The 20595-nt window shown below is 60.0% G+C and carries 22 protein-coding genes and 2 tRNA genes; 17 read left to right on the top strand and 7 right to left on the bottom strand.

What is annotated here, in order from left to right; all coding sequences use genetic code 11:
- Positions 1-36 precede the first annotated feature (36 nt).
- From ABVN20_RS15385 to ABVN20_RS15370, 4 genes are all read right to left on the bottom strand, one after another.
- Complete coding sequence (locus ABVN20_RS15385; RefSeq protein ID WP_368556565.1) at positions 37-294, bottom strand: DUF2164 domain-containing protein; 258 nt, start codon at positions 292-294, stop codon at positions 37-39.
- A complete protein-coding gene (hisH, locus tag ABVN20_RS15380; RefSeq protein ID WP_368556564.1) occupies positions 295-933 on the bottom strand; it encodes an imidazole glycerol phosphate synthase subunit HisH in 639 nt (212 codons plus the stop codon).
- Positions 933-1526: an imidazoleglycerol-phosphate dehydratase HisB gene (gene hisB / locus ABVN20_RS15375; protein ID WP_024778052.1), complete on the bottom strand. Its 594-nt coding sequence runs from the start codon at positions 1524-1526 to the stop codon at positions 933-935. The genes hisH and hisB overlap by 1 nt, the downstream gene beginning before the upstream one ends.
- A gap of 299 nt (positions 1527-1825) precedes the next feature.
- On the bottom strand, positions 1826-3490 hold the full coding sequence (locus tag ABVN20_RS15370) for an OFA family MFS transporter (protein ID WP_368556563.1): 1665 nt from the start codon (positions 3488-3490) through the stop codon (positions 1826-1828).
- A 225-nt stretch (positions 3491-3715) separates the two neighbouring features.
- Here ABVN20_RS15370 and ABVN20_RS15365 point away from each other — a divergent pair, with 225 nt between their 5' ends.
- The 5 genes from ABVN20_RS15365 (at position 3716) to ABVN20_RS15345 (ending at position 7937) form a co-directional block, all read left to right on the top strand.
- Entirely contained in the window at positions 3716-4120 is a 405-nt protein-coding gene (locus ABVN20_RS15365; protein ID WP_368556562.1) for an acetyl-CoA sensor PanZ family protein, read from the top strand.
- Positions 4121-4196: 76 nt separating this feature from the next.
- Positions 4197-6425, top strand: coding sequence for an AsmA family protein (locus ABVN20_RS15360; RefSeq protein WP_368556561.1), 2229 nt, complete (start codon positions 4197-4199; stop codon positions 6423-6425).
- A complete protein-coding gene (gene mutY, locus ABVN20_RS15355; protein WP_368556560.1) occupies positions 6422-7489 on the top strand; it encodes an A/G-specific adenine glycosylase in 1068 nt (355 codons plus the stop codon). The genes ABVN20_RS15360 and mutY overlap by 4 nt, the downstream gene beginning before the upstream one ends.
- Positions 7486-7758 carry an oxidative damage protection protein gene (locus tag ABVN20_RS15350; protein ID WP_368556559.1) on the top strand — a complete coding sequence of 91 codons (273 nt, stop codon included), beginning with the start codon at positions 7486-7488 and terminating at the stop codon, positions 7756-7758. The genes mutY and ABVN20_RS15350 overlap by 4 nt, the downstream gene beginning before the upstream one ends.
- A gap of 103 nt (positions 7759-7861) precedes the next feature.
- Positions 7862-7937, top strand: a tRNA-Phe gene (locus ABVN20_RS15345).
- A gap of 51 nt (positions 7938-7988) precedes the next feature.
- Here the strand turns inward: ABVN20_RS15345 and ABVN20_RS15340 are convergent.
- Entirely contained in the window at positions 7989-8441 is a 453-nt protein-coding gene (locus ABVN20_RS15340) for a carboxypeptidase regulatory-like domain-containing protein (protein WP_368556558.1), read from the bottom strand.
- 310 nt (positions 8442-8751) lie between these two features.
- Here ABVN20_RS15340 and ABVN20_RS15335 point away from each other — a divergent pair, with 310 nt between their 5' ends.
- The 3 genes from ABVN20_RS15335 to ABVN20_RS15325 are packed head-to-tail and all read left to right on the top strand — an operon-like array spanning position 8752 to position 10627.
- Positions 8752-9732: an alpha/beta fold hydrolase gene (locus tag ABVN20_RS15335; protein WP_368556557.1), complete on the top strand. Its 981-nt coding sequence runs from the start codon at positions 8752-8754 to the stop codon at positions 9730-9732.
- Between the two features lie 19 nt (positions 9733-9751).
- Positions 9752-10168, top strand: coding sequence for a hypothetical protein (locus ABVN20_RS15330; RefSeq protein ID WP_368556556.1), 417 nt, complete (start codon positions 9752-9754; stop codon positions 10166-10168).
- A 6-nt stretch (positions 10169-10174) separates the two neighbouring features.
- Positions 10175-10627, top strand: a complete 453-nt coding sequence (locus ABVN20_RS15325) for a hypothetical protein (RefSeq protein WP_368556555.1) — start codon at positions 10175-10177, stop codon at positions 10625-10627.
- 74 nt (positions 10628-10701) lie between these two features.
- Here ABVN20_RS15325 and ABVN20_RS15320 read toward each other — a convergent pair whose 3' ends face one another.
- Together ABVN20_RS15320 and gabP are read right to left on the bottom strand one after the other, a co-directional pair.
- Positions 10702-11028 (bottom strand): hypothetical protein, encoded by a 327-nt coding sequence (locus tag ABVN20_RS15320; protein ID WP_368556554.1) that lies wholly within the window; start codon positions 11026-11028, stop codon positions 10702-10704.
- A gap of 356 nt (positions 11029-11384) precedes the next feature.
- The gene (gene gabP / locus ABVN20_RS15315; protein ID WP_368556553.1) at positions 11385-12776 is read right to left on the bottom strand and encodes a GABA permease; all 1392 of its coding nucleotides are present in this window, start codon (positions 12774-12776) and stop codon (positions 11385-11387) included.
- Between the two features lie 545 nt (positions 12777-13321).
- On the opposite strand from gabP, the gene ABVN20_RS15310 reads away from it, so the two are divergent.
- From ABVN20_RS15310 to ABVN20_RS15270, 9 genes are all read left to right on the top strand, one after another.
- Positions 13322-14095, top strand: coding sequence for an ABC transporter ATP-binding protein (locus ABVN20_RS15310; RefSeq protein ID WP_368556552.1), 774 nt, complete (start codon positions 13322-13324; stop codon positions 14093-14095).
- A 13-nt stretch (positions 14096-14108) separates the two neighbouring features.
- A complete protein-coding gene (locus ABVN20_RS15305) occupies positions 14109-14855 on the top strand; it encodes an ABC transporter substrate-binding protein (protein ID WP_368556551.1) in 747 nt (248 codons plus the stop codon).
- A gap of 78 nt (positions 14856-14933) precedes the next feature.
- Positions 14934-15629 (top strand): ABC transporter permease, encoded by a 696-nt coding sequence (locus tag ABVN20_RS15300; protein ID WP_368556550.1) that lies wholly within the window; start codon positions 14934-14936, stop codon positions 15627-15629.
- Positions 15626-16315: an ABC transporter permease gene (locus tag ABVN20_RS15295; protein WP_368556549.1), complete on the top strand. Its 690-nt coding sequence runs from the start codon at positions 15626-15628 to the stop codon at positions 16313-16315. Before ABVN20_RS15300 ends, ABVN20_RS15295 begins: the two co-directional genes overlap by 4 nt.
- Entirely contained in the window at positions 16296-17528 is a 1233-nt protein-coding gene (locus tag ABVN20_RS15290) for a methyltransferase (protein ID WP_368556548.1), read from the top strand. Before ABVN20_RS15295 ends, ABVN20_RS15290 begins: the two co-directional genes overlap by 20 nt.
- 299 nt (positions 17529-17827) lie before the next feature.
- Positions 17828-19069 carry a nucleoside deaminase gene (locus tag ABVN20_RS15285; protein ID WP_368556547.1) on the top strand — a complete coding sequence of 414 codons (1242 nt, stop codon included), beginning with the start codon at positions 17828-17830 and terminating at the stop codon, positions 19067-19069.
- 118 nt (positions 19070-19187) lie between these two features.
- Positions 19188-19263: transfer RNA gene (locus ABVN20_RS15280), tRNA-Thr, on the top strand.
- Between the two features lie 241 nt (positions 19264-19504).
- Entirely contained in the window at positions 19505-19990 is a 486-nt protein-coding gene (locus ABVN20_RS15275) for a Panacea domain-containing protein (protein WP_368556546.1), read from the top strand.
- Complete coding sequence (locus ABVN20_RS15270; RefSeq protein ID WP_368556545.1) at positions 19971-20354, top strand: hypothetical protein; 384 nt, start codon at positions 19971-19973, stop codon at positions 20352-20354. The genes ABVN20_RS15275 and ABVN20_RS15270 overlap by 20 nt, the downstream gene beginning before the upstream one ends.
- The last annotated feature ends 241 nt before the right edge of the window (positions 20355-20595 follow it).

The raw sequence follows: 20595 nt of genomic DNA, 5'->3' as shown, positions 1-20595 counted from the left end.
AACCTTCAAATTCGATTGTTCAGCTTGGCTCGGGAATCAGTTTTTCTCGAGCGCCCACAAGTCGCTTTCGATGCTTTCGAACCTCTCTTTGAGGTGCGCCTGCACATCGAAAATCGCCCTGTTGTAATAGTGCGGAGCAATTTCACGGGTAAACAGCTCAAGGATTTCAGCCGCTTCGAACGAACCCAGGTCCAGTTCGAAGCGATCCTCCATGAAGCGCTGGATCTTGTGATTGGCCTCACGCTCCTGTTCGGGCGTGAGGGTCAGGATCGGCGGCTTCTTCTTGACGGCCATTTACCAGCGTCCGTCCCACGCCGCGAAGTTCTGCAGCAATTGCAGGCCATGGGTATGGCTTTTCTCGGGGTGGAACTGCACCGCGAAACGCGAGCCATCGGCCAGCGCCGCGGCGAAGTCGACACCGTAGTGACCGCTGCCCACCACCTGGCGCGCGTTGGCGGCGGCGATGTAATAGCTGTGCACGAAGTAGAAACGGGCCATGTCCGGGATGTCATGCCACAGCGGGTGGTTGACCGTCTGCTTGACCTGGTTCCAGCCCATGTGCGGCACCTTGAGGTGCTCGCCGTCTTCACGCAGGTCCTTGCCGAAGAACTTCACCGCACCCGGAAACAGGCCGATGCAGTCAACGCCGTCGTTCTCTTCGCTGCTGTCGAGCAAGGCTTGCATGCCCACGCAGATGCCCAGGAACGGACGATCCTGGCTGACTTCACGCACCAGCGTGTCGAAGCCCAGGCGACGGATCTCCGCCATGCAATCGCGAATCGCGCCAACGCCGGGGAACACCACCCGGTCGGCTTCGCGAATCACGCTGGCATCGCTGGTGATCAGCACCTTGCCGGCGCCCACATGCTCGAGGGCCTTGGCCACCGAGTGCAGGTTGCCCATGCCGTAGTCGATCACTGCAACCGTCTGCATTACAGGACGCCCTTGGTCGATGGCATCTGCCCGGCCATGCGGTCATCGAGCTCTACCGCCATGCGCAGTGCGCGGCCGAAGGCCTTGAACACGGTTTCGATCTGGTGGTGGGTGTTGTGGCCACGCAGGTTGTCGATGTGCAGGGTGACGTTGGCGTGGTTGACGAAGCCCTGGAAAAATTCCTGGAACAGGTCAACGTCGAAACCGCCGACGGTGGCACGGGTGTACGGGACATGCATCTGCAGGCCAGGACGGCCCGAGAAGTCGATGACTACACGCGACAGCGCTTCATCGAGCGGCACGTAGGCGTGGCCGTAGCGACGAATGCCTTTTTTGTCGCCGATGGCCTGGGTGAACGCCTGGCCCAGGGTGATGCCGACGTCTTCCACGGTGTGGTGGTCGTCGATATGCAGGTCGCCCTTGCTGACGATATCCAGGTCGATCAGCCCGTGACGGGCGATCTGGTCGAGCATGTGCTCAAGAAAAGGAACACCGATGTCAAACCGGGCCTTACCGGTGCCATCCAGGTTGATCGAGGCTTTGATCTGGGTTTCCAGAGTGTCGCGCTCGACAGACGCCTTACGTTCGGCCATCACCAGCTCCGCAAAATCATTGGGCGAAAAAGGCAACCATTATAGGCGTGCGGGCGCGAAACAGATACACGGGAGGTGATATCGCTGACAGATAGGAACCCCGTCGGTCGGGGATGTACATGTGCGTACAAGCTGCGAACCGGGGTTGTGAAAACCACTGTAGGAGCGGGCTTGCCCGCGATAGCGGTGTGTCAGTCAACACTTCTTTGACTGTCAGACCGCTATCGCGGGCAAGCCCGCTCCTACAGGTTTTGGTTCACAGGACTGGCCCGAACCCCGTAAGGCCCGGGCCAAATCTCTTAGTGGAACAGCACCGCCGTTTTCTGCAGGGTCACCCAGATGCCCCATGCCAACGGAATGCCCACCACCAGCCATGCAGCGACCGCCAATGGCTTGGTGCCCGGAGCCGCTTTCCACTCCAGCACGGTGCTGGCATCAGCACCCTTGTCGTGGCCCAGCGCCTGTTCGGCAGCCAGTTCGGCGTCGGTCATGAAGTACTTGTCGGCCACCGGGCGCACCAGCATGTTGCAGATGAAGCCCAGCACCAGCAGACCGGCGAGGATGTACAGGGTGATGTCGTAGGCCGCGGCGCGTTCAACGCCGATGCTCAGCTGATACTCACGCAGGTAGTTCACCAGCACCGGACCCAGCACGCCAGCCGCCGCCCAGGCAGTCAGCAGACGACCGTGGATCGCGCCAACCATTTGCGTACCGAACAGGTCCGCCAGGTAGGCTGGAACGGTGGCGAAACCACCGCCGTACATCGACAGGATGATACAGAATGCCGCCACAAACAGCGCGACGTTGCCCAGGTGGCCGAGGTTCGGAATCAGTGCGTACAGGGCAAAGCCCAGGGCGAAGAACACGAAGTAGGTGTTTTTGCGACCCAGGTAGTCCGAGAACGACGCCCAGAAGAAGCGGCCACCGATGTTGAACAGGCTCAGCAGACCGGTGAAACCGGCAGCGATGGCAGCGATCGAGGCCAGTTGACCGGCGTCCAGTTGACCGAATGGCAGGTCATTGCCCAGCAGCTTGCCGCCAAACACTTCCTGCAGCAGTGGCGAAGCCATGCCGAGGATGCCGATACCCGCCGACACGTTCAGGCACAGCACCAGCCATACCAGACGGAATTGCGGGGTTTTCCAGGCCACGTTCACGTGCACGTGACGGTGGGTGATCATCGCGTTTGAAGCTTTCTTCGCAGGTGCGGTCCAGCCTTCAGGCTTCCAGCCGGTTGGCGGGACGCGGTAGGACAGCGCGCCACCGATCATGAACACGAAGTAGATCGCGGCCATCACCAGGAAGCTTTGCCATACGCCCACGCTGGTTGGCGAAGCGAAGTGGCCCATCAGGGCCGCAGCCAGCGGCGCACCGACCATCGCACCACCGCCGAAGCCCATGATGGCCATGCCGGTCGCCATGCCGCGCTTGTCCGGGAACCACTTGATCAGGGTCGACACCGGCGAGATGTAACCCAGGCCCAGGCCGATACCACCAATGACCCCGGAGCCGATCCACATCAGCCAGATCTGGTGCGTGTACACGCCCAGTGCCGAAATCAGCAGGCCACCACACCAGCACAGAGCGGAAACGACACCCGCCTTGCGTGGTCCGGCGTGTTCCAGCCAGCCACCCCAGATCGCGGCAGAGCAACCCAGGAAGATGAAGAACAGGGTGTAGATCCAGCCGAGCATCGAGATCGGCCAGTCGCATTGCGAGGAAAACACCTGCGCAATGAAGCTCATGTCAGGCTCGCAGGCTACGGCCTTGGTGATGCCCAGGGCTTTGGACAGAGGCAGCCAGAACACCGAAAAGCCATAGGCCATGCCGATGCAAAGGTGGATGGCCAGAGCGGCCGGTGGTACCAGCCAACGGTTGAAACCGGGCTTGGCGATGATGCGCTCCTTGGACAGGAACGAAGGCTGATCGGCGCCGAGGCCGCCAGCCGTAGTGCTTGTGCTCATTAGGTATCCCCCAATTATTAGAATGGTTCGCCAGCCACTCCTCACCCCCAGCCTCTATGCGCACGCATGACTGTTATTTTGCGGGGTGAAGCTCCATTTTGGTGCGACATCGGGTCGCAGAAGGACGGGTGAACGCGCAGAGGGTACCATTTGCGCGTGACAGAAAAAGCAATCTGATATCACTTTTACAAACTCATCTGTTTTCGTACCACTGAAGGAACCGCGATGCCGATCATTGTCGAGCTGCTGAACGAAGCCACCGTTGAGGATCGGCAGGACTTGAAAAAGATCTTCCAGGACGCGCCGCAGTGGCTGTTCAGTCCGTTCGCCGACGCCGGGCAATTGATCGAACGCGGCCTGGCGGACGGTTCGCTGATCGGCGGCCGTTTCAACGACCGTCTGTTGGGCGCGGCCCGTCTGCAAAGGCATCCGGAGGTCTGGCATCTGTCGCAACTTTGCGTGCGAAAAGTCACTCGACGTCGTGGGGTCGCCGAACGGCTGGTGAACCAAGCGCAGAAAATGGCGTCGCAATCGGGTGCGACATTACGACTGCTGGCACCCGCCGGGCACCTTGAAGCCCAGGCCCTGGCAGCCAAACTTAAAGTGCCGCTGGATGTGTCCCCGGATTGATCAATGATCGGTCGTCCACTTCGGAGCGCTATACTCCCCGGCTAAATTCGAATTCGCTAATTACAAGGACTCGCCCATGAAAGCGTTCGGCAAAATCCTGGGTCTGGTACTTCTCGGGCTGTTGCTGATCATTGTGGCGCTGGGCTTTGCCCTGACCCACCTCTTCGATCCCAACGACTATAAAGACGAAATTCGCCAGATTGCCCGCAACAAGGCCCACATCGAGTTGACGCTCAATGGCGACATCGGCTGGAGCCTGTTCCCGTGGCTGGGCCTGGAATTGCACGAAGCCAGTGTCGCGACCCTGGCCAAGCCCACCGAACCTTTCGCCGACCTGCAGATGCTCGGCCTGTCGGTGCGCGTATTGCCGCTGCTGCGCCGTGAAGTACAGATGAGCGACGTACGGGTCGAAGGCCTGAACCTGCGCCTGAACCGCGACAAGGACGGCCACGGCAACTGGGAAGACATCGGCAAGGTCCCCGCCAGCGCCAACTCGACAACGCCGGCCACCCCGGGCGAACCCGCACCTGCGCCACAAACCACCGCCCAGGCGGAAAAACCGGCACAGCCGATTCGCCTGGACATCGACAGCCTGACCGTCAACAACGCCCGCGTCGAATACAACGACGAGCAGACCGGCAAACAGTTCAGCGCCGAGAGCATCCAACTGAGCACCGGCGCGGTCCATGACTCCACTAATATCCCGGTCAAACTCACCGCCTTCCTGGGCAGCAATCAGCCAGTCCTGAGGGTGCGTACCGAGCTGAACGGCGAGCTGCGCTTCGAGCGAGCCTTGCAGCGCTACAAGTTCGAAGACATGAAGTTGTCCGGCGAAGTGGCCGGCGACCCGCTGCAGGGCAAGACCATGACCTTCGCCGCGCAAGGGCAATTGCTGCTGGATAAGGCGGCGAACGTCGCCGAATGGACGGGTATCAAGATCTCCGCCAACCAACTGCGCGCGCTGGGCGAGCTGAAGGTCAACGACCTGGGCAAGACGCCGCAAATCAACGGCGGGATTTCCATCGCGCAACTGGACCTGGCGAAATTTGTCGACAGCATCGGCCAGCAACTCCCGGCCATGGCCGAAGGCAGCCTGAGCAAAGTCGAGCTGGTCAGCCGCGTGGCCGCCACTCCAACCAGCCTGTCGCTGGACAATATCAACCTGAAAATCGACGACAGCACCTTCAGTGGCCGGATCGCCGTCGAGGATTTCGCCAAACAATCGCTGCGCGCCCAGCTCAAGGCCGACACGTTCAACGTCGACCGCTATCTGCCGCCAAAATCCGCCGAGGCCAACAGCGCCAAGCAGGTGCGCCAGGCTGAAGTGGCGAGCACCGAAGCCGACGCCATGGCCGGTGGTGGCAGCACACCGCTGCCGGACAAACCCACCAAGGGCGCATGGAGCACCGAACGCCTGTTGCCGGTGGAGCGCTTGCGCAGCCTCGATGTCGACGCCGACCTGAGCTTCGGCCAACTGACCCTGGAAAAACTGCCGATCCAGAATGCCGTGCTCAAGGCCACCGGCAAACAAGGCTTGCTGACCCTGGAAAACCTGCGTGGTGACCTCTACGACGGTAACTTCGACGCCAAGGGCATCCTCGACGTGCGCCCGGACACGCCGACCCTGAGCCTGCAGACCGGCATCAGCCGAGTGCCCGCGGAAAAAATCCTCGAAAGCCAGGGCAAGAACCCGCCGGTAAAAGGCCTGGTCACGCTCAACAGCAATGTGACCGGCACCGGCAATAGCCAGAAAGCGCTGATCGACACACTCAACGGCAACGCCAGCTTCGTCATCAACAACGGCGTGCTGCTCAATGCCAACCTCGAACAGCAACTGTGCCGGGGCATCGCCACGCTCAACCGCAAGACCCTCAGCGGCGAACCGCGGGGCAAGGACACACCATTCCAGGAGCTCAAGGGCAACCTGACCTTCCGCAACGGTGTGGCCAGCAACCCGGACCTGAAAGTGCGCATCCCCGGCATGACCGTCAACGGCGATGGCGACGTCGACCTGCGCGTCATGGGCATGGATTACCGCGTCGGCATCATCGTAGAAGGCGACACCAGCGCCATGCCGGACCCGGCCTGCCAGGTCGGCGACAAATTTGTCGGCATCGAATGGCCGCTGCGTTGCCGTGGCCCGCTGGAACTGGGTGCCAAGGCCTGCCGCCTCGATAATGAACGCATGGGCCAGGTCGCCAGCAAACTGGCGGGCGACAAGATCAGCGAAAAGATCGACGAAAAACTCGGCGACAAGGTCAGTCCTGAACTGAAAAACGCATTGAAGGGGCTGTTCAAGCGATGAGAGCGGAGCAGTTTTCAACGGCGGTGCTCGATTGGTTCGACCGCCACGGTCGCCATGACCTGCCCTGGCAACAGGGCATCACGCCCTATCGGGTGTGGGTCTCGGAGATCATGTTGCAGCAGACCCAGGTCAGCACCGTGCTCAATTACTTCGACCGCTTCATGGCGTCGTTGCCAACCGTCGAAGCGCTGGCCGCCGCACCGGAAGACGAAGTGCTGCACCTGTGGACCGGCCTGGGTTACTACACCCGCGCGCGCAATTTGCAGAAGACCGCGAAGATCGTCGTCGCCGAGTATGGCGGCGAGTTTCCGCGGGATGTGGAGAAGCTGGTAGAGCTGCCGGGGATCGGCCTGTCGACCGCCGGCGCCATCGCCAGCATCAGCATGGGCCTGCGGGCACCGATCCTCGACGGCAACGTCAAGCGCGTGCTGGCGCGCTTCACCGCGCAGGAAGGCTACCCCGGCGAGCCGAAAGTGGCGAAACAGCTGTGGGCCGCTGCCGAGCGCTTCACGCCCCAGGACCGGGTCAACGCCTATACCCAGGCGATGATGGACCTGGGCGCCACGCTCTGCACCCGCAGCAAGCCGAGCTGCCTGCTGTGCCCCTTGGAAAAGGGCTGCGAAGCGCACATGCTCGGCCTGGAAACCCGCTACCCGATTCCCAAGCCGCGCAAGGCCGTGCCGCAGAAACGCACACTGATGCCGATGCTCGCCAATGACGACGGCGCGATCCTGCTTTATCGCCGGCCTTCCACGGGCTTGTGGGGCGGTCTCTGGAGCCTGCCGGAACTCGACGACCTCGACGACCTGCCGCACCTGGCCTCGCAGCACTCGCTGGAACTGGGCACGCAGCAAGCCCTGCCAGGCCTGGTGCACACGTTCAGCCACTTTCAGCTGTCCATCGAACCCTGGCTGGTCCAGGTCCAGGAGTCCGGCCATCACGTGGCCGAGGCCGACTGGCTCTGGTATAACCTCGCCACCCCGCCGCGCCTGGGCCTCGCCGCCCCGGTCAAGACCTTGCTCGAACGCGCGGCCGCCGTATTGAACGCAGGAGAATCCTCATGACCCGCACCATCATGTGCCGCAAGTACAAAGAAGAATTGCCCGCCCTGGAACGCGCCCCGTTCCCCGGCGCCAAGGGCCAGGACATTTTTGACCACGTTTCGGCCAAGGCCTGGGCCGACTGGCAGAAACACCAGACCCTGCTGATCAACGAAAAGCGCCTGAACATGATGAACGCCGACGACCGCAAATACTTGCAGGGCGAAATGGACAAGTACTTCTCGGGCGAGGATTACGCCAAGGCCGAAGGCTACGTGCCACCGGCGCAATAACACCCTTGCAACCGGGGTCGGAACGTAAGCGACGGTAATAATTAAATTTTTTTTGAAAACTTGCTTGACGACCCCCTGAAAAACCCGTTTAATGCGCCCCGTTGCCCAGATAGCTCAGTCGGTAGAGCAGGGGATTGAAAATCCCCGTGTCGGCGGTTCGATTCCGTCTCTGGGCACCAAATACCGAAAACCCTGAATCGCAAGATTCAGGGTTTTTTTATGCTTGGGATTTATTCACCCTTGCCGCGCCAGGTGAACACCAGCTGCCTGGGCGAGCCACCGGCGACGTCCGCCGTATCGCGCCGCGTCTCACCGTTGCGTGTCGCCACCACGTTGTATTTACCGGGTGGCAGCTGCACATAGACCAACGGGCCGGCCTGGCTCAGCGTCAGCACTGTCGGGCCCTGTGCCTTCTGCACGACCACATCGACGTCAGGCACATACTTGCCCTCGGGCCCGATGGAAAAGGTCATGTGCAGGTTGTAGCCCGTCGCTTGCTGGATGGCCTTCGCCTCGTCCTCGCCGATACCGCCGGACAGATACGCCACTCCGTTTTGCTCCTGCCGCTGGATCTGCACGCCGGAATTGTCGAAAGGCTCGGTGCTGGCGGCCTCCAGCGCCACCGAGAACATCAGCAGGCCAACGGCAGCGAGGGGAAGAATGACTGCAAGGGAACGTTTCATGGGACGACTCCCGGGCTCCACGGAGCCCAACCGTTACCCTCATTGGATTTCCCCCGGCACGCCCAAGTTTTAGATTGATTGGGACTTGGGGTCACTGCGAATTGGACTACGGGTTGTATTAGCTCAGCATCGGACAGCATGGGAGCGATCCAGAGAACAAGTTGCTGAAATCCAATCTGGAACGCACTGCGTTCCAAATTCGTGATGCAGTGCGTCACGAATCAGGCTTAAAGCCGCCTCACGATGGGTGGATTGTTCATCCACCGCTACAAGGCTATCGTGGACAACTCCCCGTAGAGGTCTGCATGTGATGGACTCGCAGGACATTTCACTGGCGCCCACGCAAATCGCCTTGCCGCTGCCCACCTGCGCCTCCCCTGCCCCGTTCAAGGAGCCCGCCGCCGACGGCTTCATCCTCGGTGGCTTCACTTGGCAGCATCCCACCCAAGACACACAACGCCCGGTGGTGATCATCAACGCCGCCACCTCGGTGCGCTGCCGGCATTACTCGCGCTTCGCTGACTACCTGTTCGCCAACGGCTTCAATGTCATCACCTATGACTACCGCGGCATCGGCGAGTCGCGGCCTGAGTCGCTGAGAAGCTTGAAGGCGTCATGGTCGGATTGGGGCGCGCTGGATTTCGAGGCGATGCTCAAGCGCGCCAGACGTGAGTTCCCCGGCCAGCCCATCGATGTCGTCGGCCACAGCTTTGGCGGCTGTGCGGCAGGCCTGGGGGCGTCCGGGCATGTCATCCGGCGCCTGGTGACCGTCGGCGCACAATTCGCCTACTGGCGCGACTACGCGCCCGCTCATCGCTGGCGGATGTTCGGCAAGTGGCATGTGGTGATGCCGCTGATCACCATGCTCTACGGTTTTTTCCCCGGCAAACGCCTGGGTTGGCTCGAGGACACCCCCGCCGGCGTGGTGCGTGACTGGAGCACCCCCACCGGTCGCTATGAAAAGCGCCCCAGCGGACGCGCAATCGTCGCCAGGCAGGGCGCCCTGCCCTTCGCGATGGTGAGTGCAAAAACCCTGGCCATCAGCGTCACAGACGACCCTTACGGCACCATCCCGGCCATCGAGCGCCTGCTCGGCTACTTCACTGGCGGTACGAATACCCACCTGCGCATCGCCCCCGAAGACATCGGCGAACAACAAGTCGGACATTTCGCCTTTTTTCGCAGCGCATACCAAGCCACACTATGGCCCATCGCATTGTCCTGGCTGCAAAGCGGCGAATTGGCCCCCGGTACACCCGGGCGGCTGATGCCACGCAGCGAGCCCTGTTAACGCACTACGGATCGACACCATGGCCTCCGCCAACAAGCAGCAAAAACGCGCCTCCCGCGCCAAAGCCAAGGCCAAGCAGAACCGCACTCAGCGGGCGGCCGCGCCGGTCGAGCTGGACCCGAACGACGACCGCATCGACTTTGAGTCGGTGGATCTGACCGAACTGTTCAAGAAAATGATCGACGCCGAAAAAACCAGCCAGCAGGCCATGTGCACTGCGTTCCTGGAAGACCCGCTGCTGGAGCTGGTTTACGAGCAGGAAGGCGAGGAAGGTGCGATGGACTTCATCCTTGCGGCGCTGATCGAGTACCGCCAATGGTCCACCGAAACCGACGAAGCCGGCGCCCTGGCGTGGATCGAATCCCCGGCCTTCCAGGCCGACTACGTGGCTGCGTCCGACGCGATCGCCGCGCAAACCCAACAGAAACCGAACTGAGTTCCCATGGCCTCCCTGAACAAACAACAGAAACGCGCAAAACGCGCTAAAGCCAAAGCCAAGCAAATCCGCATGGTCGGCCGCAAACCCGCTGCCCTGGACGACGACCTCGGCCACCTCGCCGAACCGATCCCGGAATACACCCTGGCAATGTTCAGCAAAATGCGCGACGCCGAAGCCATTGGCCGCAGCGAAATGCTCTCGGTCCTGCTGAACGACCTCTCGGTGATCATCATCGATCACCCGGAACTGCTGGATCTGGAAAACGCCGAAAACGAAGCCATGGCCGCCACCCACCTGGCCGCCGACATGCTGATCGACTACCGCATGTGGGCCGATGGCATGGACCGCGAAGCCGCCCAGGCAGCCTTGAGCGATGCGCAGTTCATCGCCGATTTTGGCGAGGCGCTGGATATTTACGGTCGATCGCTGGAGGCGTCGGAAAATAAAGCCGAGTAAGCGGCGCGAGTCATACAAAAAAAACGGCCGGAGTCATCACTGACAGCGGCCGTTTTTTTTACGCCCTGAAAAAATCAGGCAGCCACAGCATCCAGACGTGGGATTTCCATCCCGACCTTGGCGCTGGCAAAGCTCAGGTCGCCACTGGCGATGGATTGGGCCTTGTAGCCGGAGCCGATCAGGTCACGCACATACAGTTTGTTGTAGATGAACATGAAAACGATGTTGCTCAGGCCAAACGTGAAGCAGGCCAGCAGGAACATGATGGCGGCCCACTTGATGTCACCACGGAACAACGGCGGGAAGAAACCGAAGAAAAACACGGTCCACGAAAAGCCGATCGGGGCTTCCTTCACTGCGCCAGTGTTAGGGTTTTTGAAAATTACCGATGTAAACGCCATGCGCTCTCCTTGATGCCCCTATGGATTTGCTGACTGGCCGGGCTAGCTCCATGCAGCTGGCTGGTGACTGCCAGGTAAACGGCAGGCGCGAGCAAATGCATCCGCGACAGGCGTCAGACGAGGGAGCAGGCAAGGAAAACTCGGGGGGCTTTGGCCAGAAAGGCCAGGGGCGTCGAACATTCCATGTCCTGAAACTCCATCGCATCTCGCAATAACGAGATACACATTTCGCGCAAAGGCTACTATTTCAATATTACGGTGTCTATCCGGAAACCGGCGGCGCACGTGAAAAATGAAAACGACCGCGATCATTTCTGATCGCGGTCGTTTTTTACCACATCGACAGTTGAGGTGACTCAGCGCGCCATGGCGGCACTCAACTGCTCATTGCGGCGACGGCGCGCCACCAGCAAGCCAGCAGCCACCACCAGCACGCTCAGCAGGCCGGTCGCGAGGATTTCCACGCGGTGGGCGTCCTGGAAGCCCATGATGGTCAGGGCCGCGACGATGAACACGATCACCGCGTAGGTCAGGCCCGGGAACAGCCACATGCTGAAGACGATTTTCTCGCCGCGCGCCATACGCTGCTTGCGCATGCGCAGTTGCGAAATCGCGATCACCAGGTAAACCAGCAGCGCAATGGCGCCCGAGCTGGCCAGCAGGAACTCGAACACGGCAGCCGGCGCCACATAGTTGGCGAAGGTGGCCAGGAAGGCCGCGCCGGTGGACAACATCACAGCCCAGTAAGGCGTGCCGCTCTTGTTGGTACGGGTGGACACGGCCGGTGCATCACCGCGCTTGCCCAGGGAGAACAGCATGCGCGACGAGGTGTACAGCGCCGAGTTCAGGCAGCTGGTCACGGCAACCAGTACGACGATGTCGACGATCATCTTGGCATTCGGGATGCCCATGCGCTCAAGCACGGTCTGGTAGGAACCGACGCTGGCCAGAACCGGGTCGTTCCACGGCACCAGGGCCACAACGATGAAGATCGACACGAGGTAGAACAAACCGATCCGCCAGATCACCGAGTTGGTGGCCTTGGAGATCTGCTTGCCAGGGTTCTTCGATTCGGCGGCCGCAATGGTCACGATCTCGGTACCCATGAAGGAGAACATGGTGGTCAAAATTGCGCCCAGCACTGCGCCCATGCCGTTAGGCAGGAAGCCTTGGGTATCGAACAGGTGCGACACGCCGCTGACCTGGCTGCCTGGCAGGAAACCGAAGATCGCCGCCAACCCGAGAATGATGAAACCGATGATCGCCACCACTTTGAGCAGGGCGAACCAGAATTCGAACTCACCGTAGTTCTTCACGCTGAACAGGTTGGTCACGGTCAGCAACATGGTGATGACCAGGGCGAAGGCCCAGATGTCCACACCCGGGAACCAGGCGTGCAGGATGGTCGCGGCGGCGTTGGCCTCCAGCGGGATCACCAGCACCCAGAACCACCAGTAGAGCCAGCCGATGGTGAAACCGGCCCAGTGACCGATTGCGCGGTCAGCGTAAGTCGAGAAGGAACCGGTGTCCGGCGAGGCAACGGCCATTTCGCCGAGCATGCGCATGACAAGAACAACCAGCATACCGGCGGCGGCGTACGCCAGCAGCACGGCCGGGCCGGCGGCAGCGATGGCGTGGCCGGAACCGACGAACAGGCCGGCACCGATAACCCCGGCGATCGACAGCATGGTCACATGACGCGGTTTGAGCCCCTGTTCGAGGCCGTTGGAGCTTGGGGTACTGCTCATTGAAACTACCTTTGTAAAGGAAAGCGATGTGCTTCTGCCCGGTCTGGTATTCCTTCTCGTAAAAAGAAACCAACAGGGCGTTCCGGATTCTGCACGCAAATATTGCGCCAAAATGTTTCAAAGTCTTCAAGCACGGGGCCTGTAGCGCGACCGGACAGTCACCGCAACCCATTGAGATTAATGGCAATTTGCCAGAACGTTACCCAGCGACTCACTTTCAGAACGAACGAGCGCACCAGAAACACACTGAAAAAACACTGGACGCACAATAAAAGTGCGGATCGACCACGTTTGGCCGGTTAGCGCTTCCAACACCCCGCCAAAGCTGGCAACATCGCGCCCCTTTTGCGAATGCCGCCGGGTTCAAACGGCTGTTCGGTTGATAGCAGCGCGACAGTCTGCTGCGACGATGCGACAACCTGTCGCACACCGCCCATTTACCGCCCGCAGCGCTGTTGGCTGGCATTCAGACGCTATGCTAGGTTGGCCGCCTCGTCAGGAAGGCCCGCCAACAGCAGGAGCGCAACACACTATGAGGAACGCACATGGCTGAGGCCACGCCCGCGCTTGAAATCCGCAACTTGCACAAACGCTACGGACAGCTTGAGGTGCTCAAAGGCATATCGCTGACCGCCCGTGACGGCGATGTGATCTCGATCCTGGGTTCTTCCGGTTCCGGCAAGTCCACCTTCCTGCGCTGCATCAACCTGCTGGAAAACCCGCATCAGGGGCAGATCCTGGTCGCCGGTGAAGAACTCAAGCTCAAGGCCGCCAAGAATGGCGAGCTGCACGCCGCCGACAATAAACAGATCAATCGCCTGCGCAGCGAGATCGGTTTTGTGTTTCAAAACTTTAATCTGTGGCCGCACATGAGTGTGCTCGACAACATCATCGAGGCACCGCGCCGCGTGCTCGGTCAGAGCAAGGCCGAAGCCATCGAAGTCGCCGAAGCCCTGCTGGCCAAGGTCGGCATCGCCGACAAGCGCCATGCCTACCCGGCGCAGCTCTCCGGTGGCCAGCAGCAGCGCGCCGCCATCGCCCGTACATTGGCGATGCAGCCCAAGGTGATCCTGTTCGACGAGCCCACCTCCGCCCTTGACCCGGAAATGGTCCAGGAAGTACTTAATGTCATCCGCGCACTGGCCGAAGAAGGCCGCACCATGTTGCTGGTCACCCACGAAATGAGCTTCGCCCGTCAGGTGTCCAGCGAAGTGGTGTTCCTCCACCAGGGCCTGGTAGAAGAGCAAGGATCGCCACAGCAGGTCTTCGAAAACCCGCTTTCGGCGCGCTGCAAACAATTCATGTCCAGCAACCGCTAACGGAGCTAACCGCATGCAAAACTATAAAAAGGTCTTCCTGGCCGCCGCCGTCACCCTGGCCTTCAGCGCCGGTGCCATGGCCGAAACCTTGAAGATGGGCATCGAAGCGGCCTACCCGCCGTTCAACAACAAGGATGCCAGCGGCAACGTCGTCGGCTTCGACAAGGAAATCGGCGACGCCCTGTGCGCCAAGATGAAAGTCGACTGCACCGTGGTCACTTCGGACTGGGACGGCATCATTCCGGCCCTGAACGCCAAGAAGTTCGACTTCCTGATCTCCTCGATGTCGATCACCGACGAGCGTAAGCAGGCGGTGGACTTCACCGACCCGTACTACTCGAACAAGCTGCAGTTCATCGCGGCGAAAGACAAAGACTTCAAAACCGACGCGGACGCCCTGAAAGGCAAAGTGATCGGCGCACAACGCGCGACCCTGGCCGGTACCTGGATGGAAGACAACCGTTCCGGCGTCGAAACCAAACTCTACGACACCCAGGAAAACGCCTACCTCGACCTGGTCTCCGGTCGCCTGGACGGCATCCTGGCCGACAAATATGTGCAATACGAGTGGCTGAAAAGCGACGCCGGCAAGAACTTTGAATTCAAGGGCGAGCCAGTGGAAGAAAGCGACAAGATCGGTATCGCTGTACGTAAAGGCGACCCGATCCGCGAGAAGCTGAACACCGCACTGAAAGAAATCGTCGCTGACGGCACCTACAAGAAGATCAACGACAAGTACTTCCCGTTCAGCATCTACTGATACTGACCTGCCGGACCGGCGCCGCTTGAAGGCGTCGCCGGTCCCCGGCCTTGCCTGCCGCGATTTGAAAAGAAATAGATGATTATCGACCTCTACGGATTCGGCCCGGCGCTTGCCGCTGGCGCGCTGATGACTGTGAAACTGGCACTCTCGGCCCTGTGCCTGGGGCTGGTGCTCGGTTTGCTCGGCGCCCTGGCCAAGACTTCCCCGTACAAGCCGCTGCAATGGCTTGGCGGCACTTATTCGACATTGGTTCGTGGCGTCCCTGAGCTGCTCTGGGTGCTGCTGATCTACTTCGGCACGGTCAACCTGATGCGTGCCCTGGGCGAGTTCTTCGGCAATCCCGACCTTGAACTCAATGCCTTCGCTGCCGGCGTGATTGCGCTGGGGCTGTGCTTCGGCGCCTACGCCACCGAAGTGTTTCGTGGTGCGATCCTCGCCATTCCCAAGGGCCATCGTGAGGCCGGCGTGGCCCTGGGCCTGTCGAAGTGGCGCATCTTCACCAAGTTGATCATGCCGCAAATGTGGCGCATCGCCCTGCCGGGCCTGGGCAACCTGTTCATGATCCTGATGAAGGACACCGCGTTGGTGTCGGTCATCGGCCTTGAAGAAATCATGCGCCACGCCCAGATCGGCGTGACCGTATCCAAACAGCCCTTCACCTTCTATATGGTGGCCGCGCTCATGTACCTGGGCCTGACCATTCTTGCCATGATCGGCATGCACTTCATGGAAAAACGCGCCGCTCGCGGCTTCGCGAGGAGCAGCCAATGAATTGGGAAGTCATCATCAAGTGGCTGCCGAAACTGGCCCAGGGCGCGACGCTGACCCTGGAACTGGTGGCCATCGCCGTCATCGCCGGCCTGCTGCTGGCCATTCCGCTGGGCATCGCTCGCTCATCGCGCCTGTGGTGGGTGCGGGCATTTCCCTACGGCTACATCTTCTTTTTCCGTGGTACGCCGCTGCTGGTTCAACTGTTCCTGGTCTACTACGGCCTGGCGCAATTCGACGCGGTGCGTAACAGTTCGTTGTGGCCTTACCTGCGTGACCCGTTCTGGTGTGCCACGGCGACCATGACCCTGCACACGGCGGCCTACATTGCAGAGATCCTGCGTGGAGCGATCCAGGCCATTCCGCCGGGCGAGATCGAAGCAGCACGGGCGCTGGGCATGTCGCGCAACAAGGCGTTGTTCTACATCATCCTGCCCCGCGCGGCGCGCATCGGCCTGCCCGCCTACAGCAACGAAGTAATCCTGATGCTCAAGGCCAGTGCCCTGGCCAGCACCGTGACGCTGCTGGAACTCACCGGCATGGCGCGTACCATCATTGCCCGCACGTACCTGCCGGTGGAGATCTTCTTCGCCGCCGGCATGTTCTACCTGCTGATGACCTTTATCCTGGTGCACGGCTTCAAGCTGCTGGAGCGCTGGTTGCGCGTCGATGCCTGCCAGGGGCGTTGAAGACGATGTGCTGACGGGCGAGGCCTTGCTCGCCCGGTTCATGGCACTGGATGCTTTTCTGATCGAGCATCAGTCACTGTGGAAACCCAGGCCATTCACGCATTTGCAGCTTCCTTGGGAAACCTCCCACCCGGAGTTGGCCACCTGGCTACGCGCGAGGTCGCTGGAAGCCGCAGAAAGCGCCCACCACCAACCCGCCCTCTTGGAACATGCACCGGAGCCATTCGCGTCACTGGCGGCACGGGCCCTTTCCCTGAGCGCGGTAGGCCCACTGCCAAACCATGCACTCGAAGCCGCCAGCCACCGATTGAATGTCGATGTGCCGGGGCGTAAGTGGCAGCAGATCGAGGCGTTCGCCAGTCGATTATCCTTCGCCAGGCCAACCAGGCATTGGCTGGACTGGTGTTCAGGCAAGGGCCACCTGGGGCGGCGATTGTTGCAAGCCGATCAGCAACTCACCTGCCTTGAGTACGACCCGGCACTGGTCCTCAGCGGCCAGGCCCTCAGCCAACGCCATCAACTGCCTGCCTTGCATATCGAGCAGGATGTACTCGCTGCCGATACGACGTCATTGCTTGATGCGAGCCATACGCCGGTGGCGCTGCACGCGTGCGGTGACCTGCATGTACGGCTGATCCAGCTCGCCAGCGCCGCCGGGTGCAAACAAATGGCCATCGCACCTTGCTGCTATAACCGGATCGGTCCGACGCACTATCGGCCAGTTTCCTCGACTGCCGGGCAATCAGCACTACAGCTGAATCTCGAAGATCTTTCACTGCCGATGAGTGAAACCGTCACCGCAGGCGCAAGGGTGCGGCGTCAACGCGACACGTCGATGGCCCGACGCCTGGCCTTCGACCTGTTGCAGCGGCAACTGCGAGGCATCGACGAGTACCTGCCCACACCGTCCCTGCCCGTCAGCTGGCTGGACAAACCCTTCGCCGAGTACTGCTATCATTTGGCCGCGCTCAAGGAGTTATCCACAATCGGGACGCAGGACTGGTCAGCCGTCGAAGCGGCCGGTTGGCGGCGACTCGCGCAGGTGCGCAATCTGGAACTGGTGCGCGGGCTCTTCCGACGCCCACTGGAGCTTTGGCTGGTGCTCGACCGAGCACTTTTCCTCACCGAACAGGGTTACACCCTTCGCCTCGGAACGTTCTGCGAAACGCCCCTCACGCCGCGTAATTTCCTGCTGCTCGCCGAGCGTGATTAATACCGTGCAGCCTGTGGATAACTCTGTTGATGAATTATCATGGATCCAATCTCCAGCGCTGTTTCAAGGCTGAAACCAAACTGTTCAATTTTCGTACACGGGTAGAAAAAACCACAAAAACAGGTATTTGCGCTCAAATGAGAACGGATCCACATTTTTGCCCCACGTCAAGTGCATCGAACATTTCGTTGTGCATAAGCGTTAAGCCAAAAGAACATAAACGACCTGGAAATCCTCGACTATCGTTGCCAAGCGTCAGAATTCACTGACGTCCAGGGACAGCAAGGAGCGAGGAAAAAATGAGCACATTGAACAGTGCACAGGAAGCCGTAGACACCGTCGCCAACGAAGCCATTTACGCGGCACTGCAGCAGACTTTCGCGGTAGGCGGCGCCATCATCAACAACGCAACCGGCGAACTCATCGCCGCACTGCACAACAACGTTCTGATGCCCTTTCCGGGCAACACAACCACATGGTTTTTACCCCATGACCCAACCGCCCACGGCGAACGACAACTGGTGGACTGGTACTACCAGAACGCCGCACGCCTGAGCCTGCCACCGCCCAACCAGCTGACCGTCGTCACCACGCTGGACCCGTGCGCCATGTGCGCCGGTTCGTTACTGACCGCAGGCTTCAACGTCGCCGTCAGTGCAATTGATGACTATGCCGGCATCAACTACAACAGCCAGTTCAACTTTCCGACATTACCACCGCAAATACGCCAGCAGGCGCAGAACACCTGGGCCTATTACGCCATTGCGGCGCCGGTCAGCCGGGCTTACCAGGGCTCGAACAGCCCGGTGTTCGGCGGCCAGAGCATCGACTCGGCGGCTTACTTTCTGTGCAGCTCGATCTTCTCCGCGAGCGTCAACACCGTGCGCGATGCCAGCAACAACAGCGGCCTGCCACCGGACCAACTGAAAAACCCCGCCACCCTGCCGGCCAACAGCAAAGTACGCCAGGCACTCACGGCACTCAGCCCGTTTGCGTTGACCGTGAAATCGGCCAACCCTCGCGACCCCGGCGCTGAACTCGCCCCACCACTGCTGAAAACCGCCCAACAGAGCCATGAATTCAACGCCGTCGCGCTGATCGACCCATTCGGCAACCTGCTGGCGTGCCTGGGCGGCGCGGAAAACCAGTCGCCCATTCGTACAGCCTTCATGGAAACCACCCGCAACTACGCGATCATGCGCTGGACCCTGATGAACGACCCCGACCCGGCCGTCCGCGCCGAAGCCGGTCAATACCTGACCCACCCGAAGTACGGCACCTTCGTCTTCCTCTACGCCCCCGACCCGACAACACCGCAAGCCGTCATGACCTTCGGCGCCTACGGCTCCACCATGGAAGGCCCCGTGCCGCAAAGCTATCCGTCCAACCTGCAATACGTGCTGCTGCCAGGTAACACCACGGCCCAGGCACTCTCGACACTGGCCCAGAACCTGCCGCCGTTCTACACCCAAAGCGTACAGGTCGCACCCGCCCAGGTACTGAGCCAGGACCTGATCAACGCCGTCAAAAACGGCGTGTAACCCACCCCACCCGGCCCCGTGGAAGACCCCGCGGGGCCGGCCTGAGACCTGGCTAAAAATAGTCTGAATTCAGGGGTTTACAGAAGCGACCCAATCGCTATAATCGTCGCCCTGACATGCCGGTATAGCTCAGATGGTAGAGCAACTGACTTGTAATCAGTAGGTCCCGGGTTCGATTCCTGGTGCCGGCACCATATAAAACGAGGCCTCGCAGCGATGCGGGGCTTTTGTTTGTCTGCTAAACGTAAAAGCAGGTGTAACAAGCGCCACATACTGTCTAAACAAACAGTATTGACTTTTCGGATGGCGACTCAATTTATAACGTGCTAACGTCACATTGCGGCTCAACAGTTCACCGTTGACAGCTGAAGGGGGACCAAGACCGCCCCCCTTCGTCACAGAGGGTTGAAGGAATCAAACCTCGAGGAGGCACTTATGCACCCATCATTACAAATTGCTAATGAAATCATTCAGCGTGGCGCAGCCAAGAATCCTCCACGCTATTACACCCCTATGCAGCTGCTTAAGCTGGTTTATCTCTGCCATGGCTGGATGCTTGGGCTGTACTCGCGCCCCCTGATCCAAGAACCAGTTCAAGCTTGGAAATACGGCCCGGTAATTCCGGAGCTTTATCAGAGCCTGAAGGTGTATCGCGACGCACCGGTTCCTTGCATTCTCCCAGTTCACCAACCTGTTGAACCGCTCGACGTGTATGAGTCAACAATGGTTGACCAGGTAATGCAAATGTACGGTGACCGGTCAGGGATCGCCCTCTCCCAGATCACGCATGCGCCAAATACACCATGGTCGATGACGTTTAGAGGGGACACACTCGGGTCTATCATCCCTAACGAATTGATCATGGATCATTACCAGCAGCTATACAGGGAACGTACAGCGCATGCAGCAGCCACGAGCTGAAGCCCCTAAAGTTGGGGCTCCAATTATCAATATTCCGAGCCCCATCGGTCCTATAAAGCCTTTACCCGCGGATCATGGCCTTGCTAACGAGGAACGGAAGGCGATCGCAGCTGGCGACCTCGATAAGGAAGCCGCTGTCACCAAGCATGGCAGGGATGAAAAATTCCGTGATCATCTGTCGAACGCCAGGATAGGTATTTTCTGGCTGTTGGTGATCGCATTTATGGGAATGCTCGGCGTCCTGATTTTTCATTGGATCACCCCATGGTGCTTCTTGAGCCCGTCTCAGTTAGACACCATCAAAACTATTATAGGTACCGCCTTAGCTTCGAAAATCTTCGCGGAGCAGTCGAAGCATTTGTAGCGATGCCAATAGGAACACCGGTTTACCCCAGGTAACGTATGACAAGGGCTTGCAGCGATGTAGGCCTTTTTTGCTTACATTTAAAAAGCTCACCCGTAGCAGCCGAGACATAAATCGCGAGCTCTGAAATCCTGGAAAGAGCTTGTGAAGCAGCGAGCATTGCACCATCTATGGTTAGCTCCTTTCCACTAGGTGCTTCGGCTTTTCATGCTGACCCAAGTAGGTTAGAGCGGTTGGCTTT

Origin of the sequence: Pseudomonas sp. MYb118 (assembly GCF_040947875.1) — a bacterium.
Classification (GTDB): Bacteria; Pseudomonadota; Gammaproteobacteria; order Pseudomonadales; family Pseudomonadaceae; genus Aquipseudomonas.
This window is presented reverse-complemented; position numbering and strand designations above follow the sequence as displayed.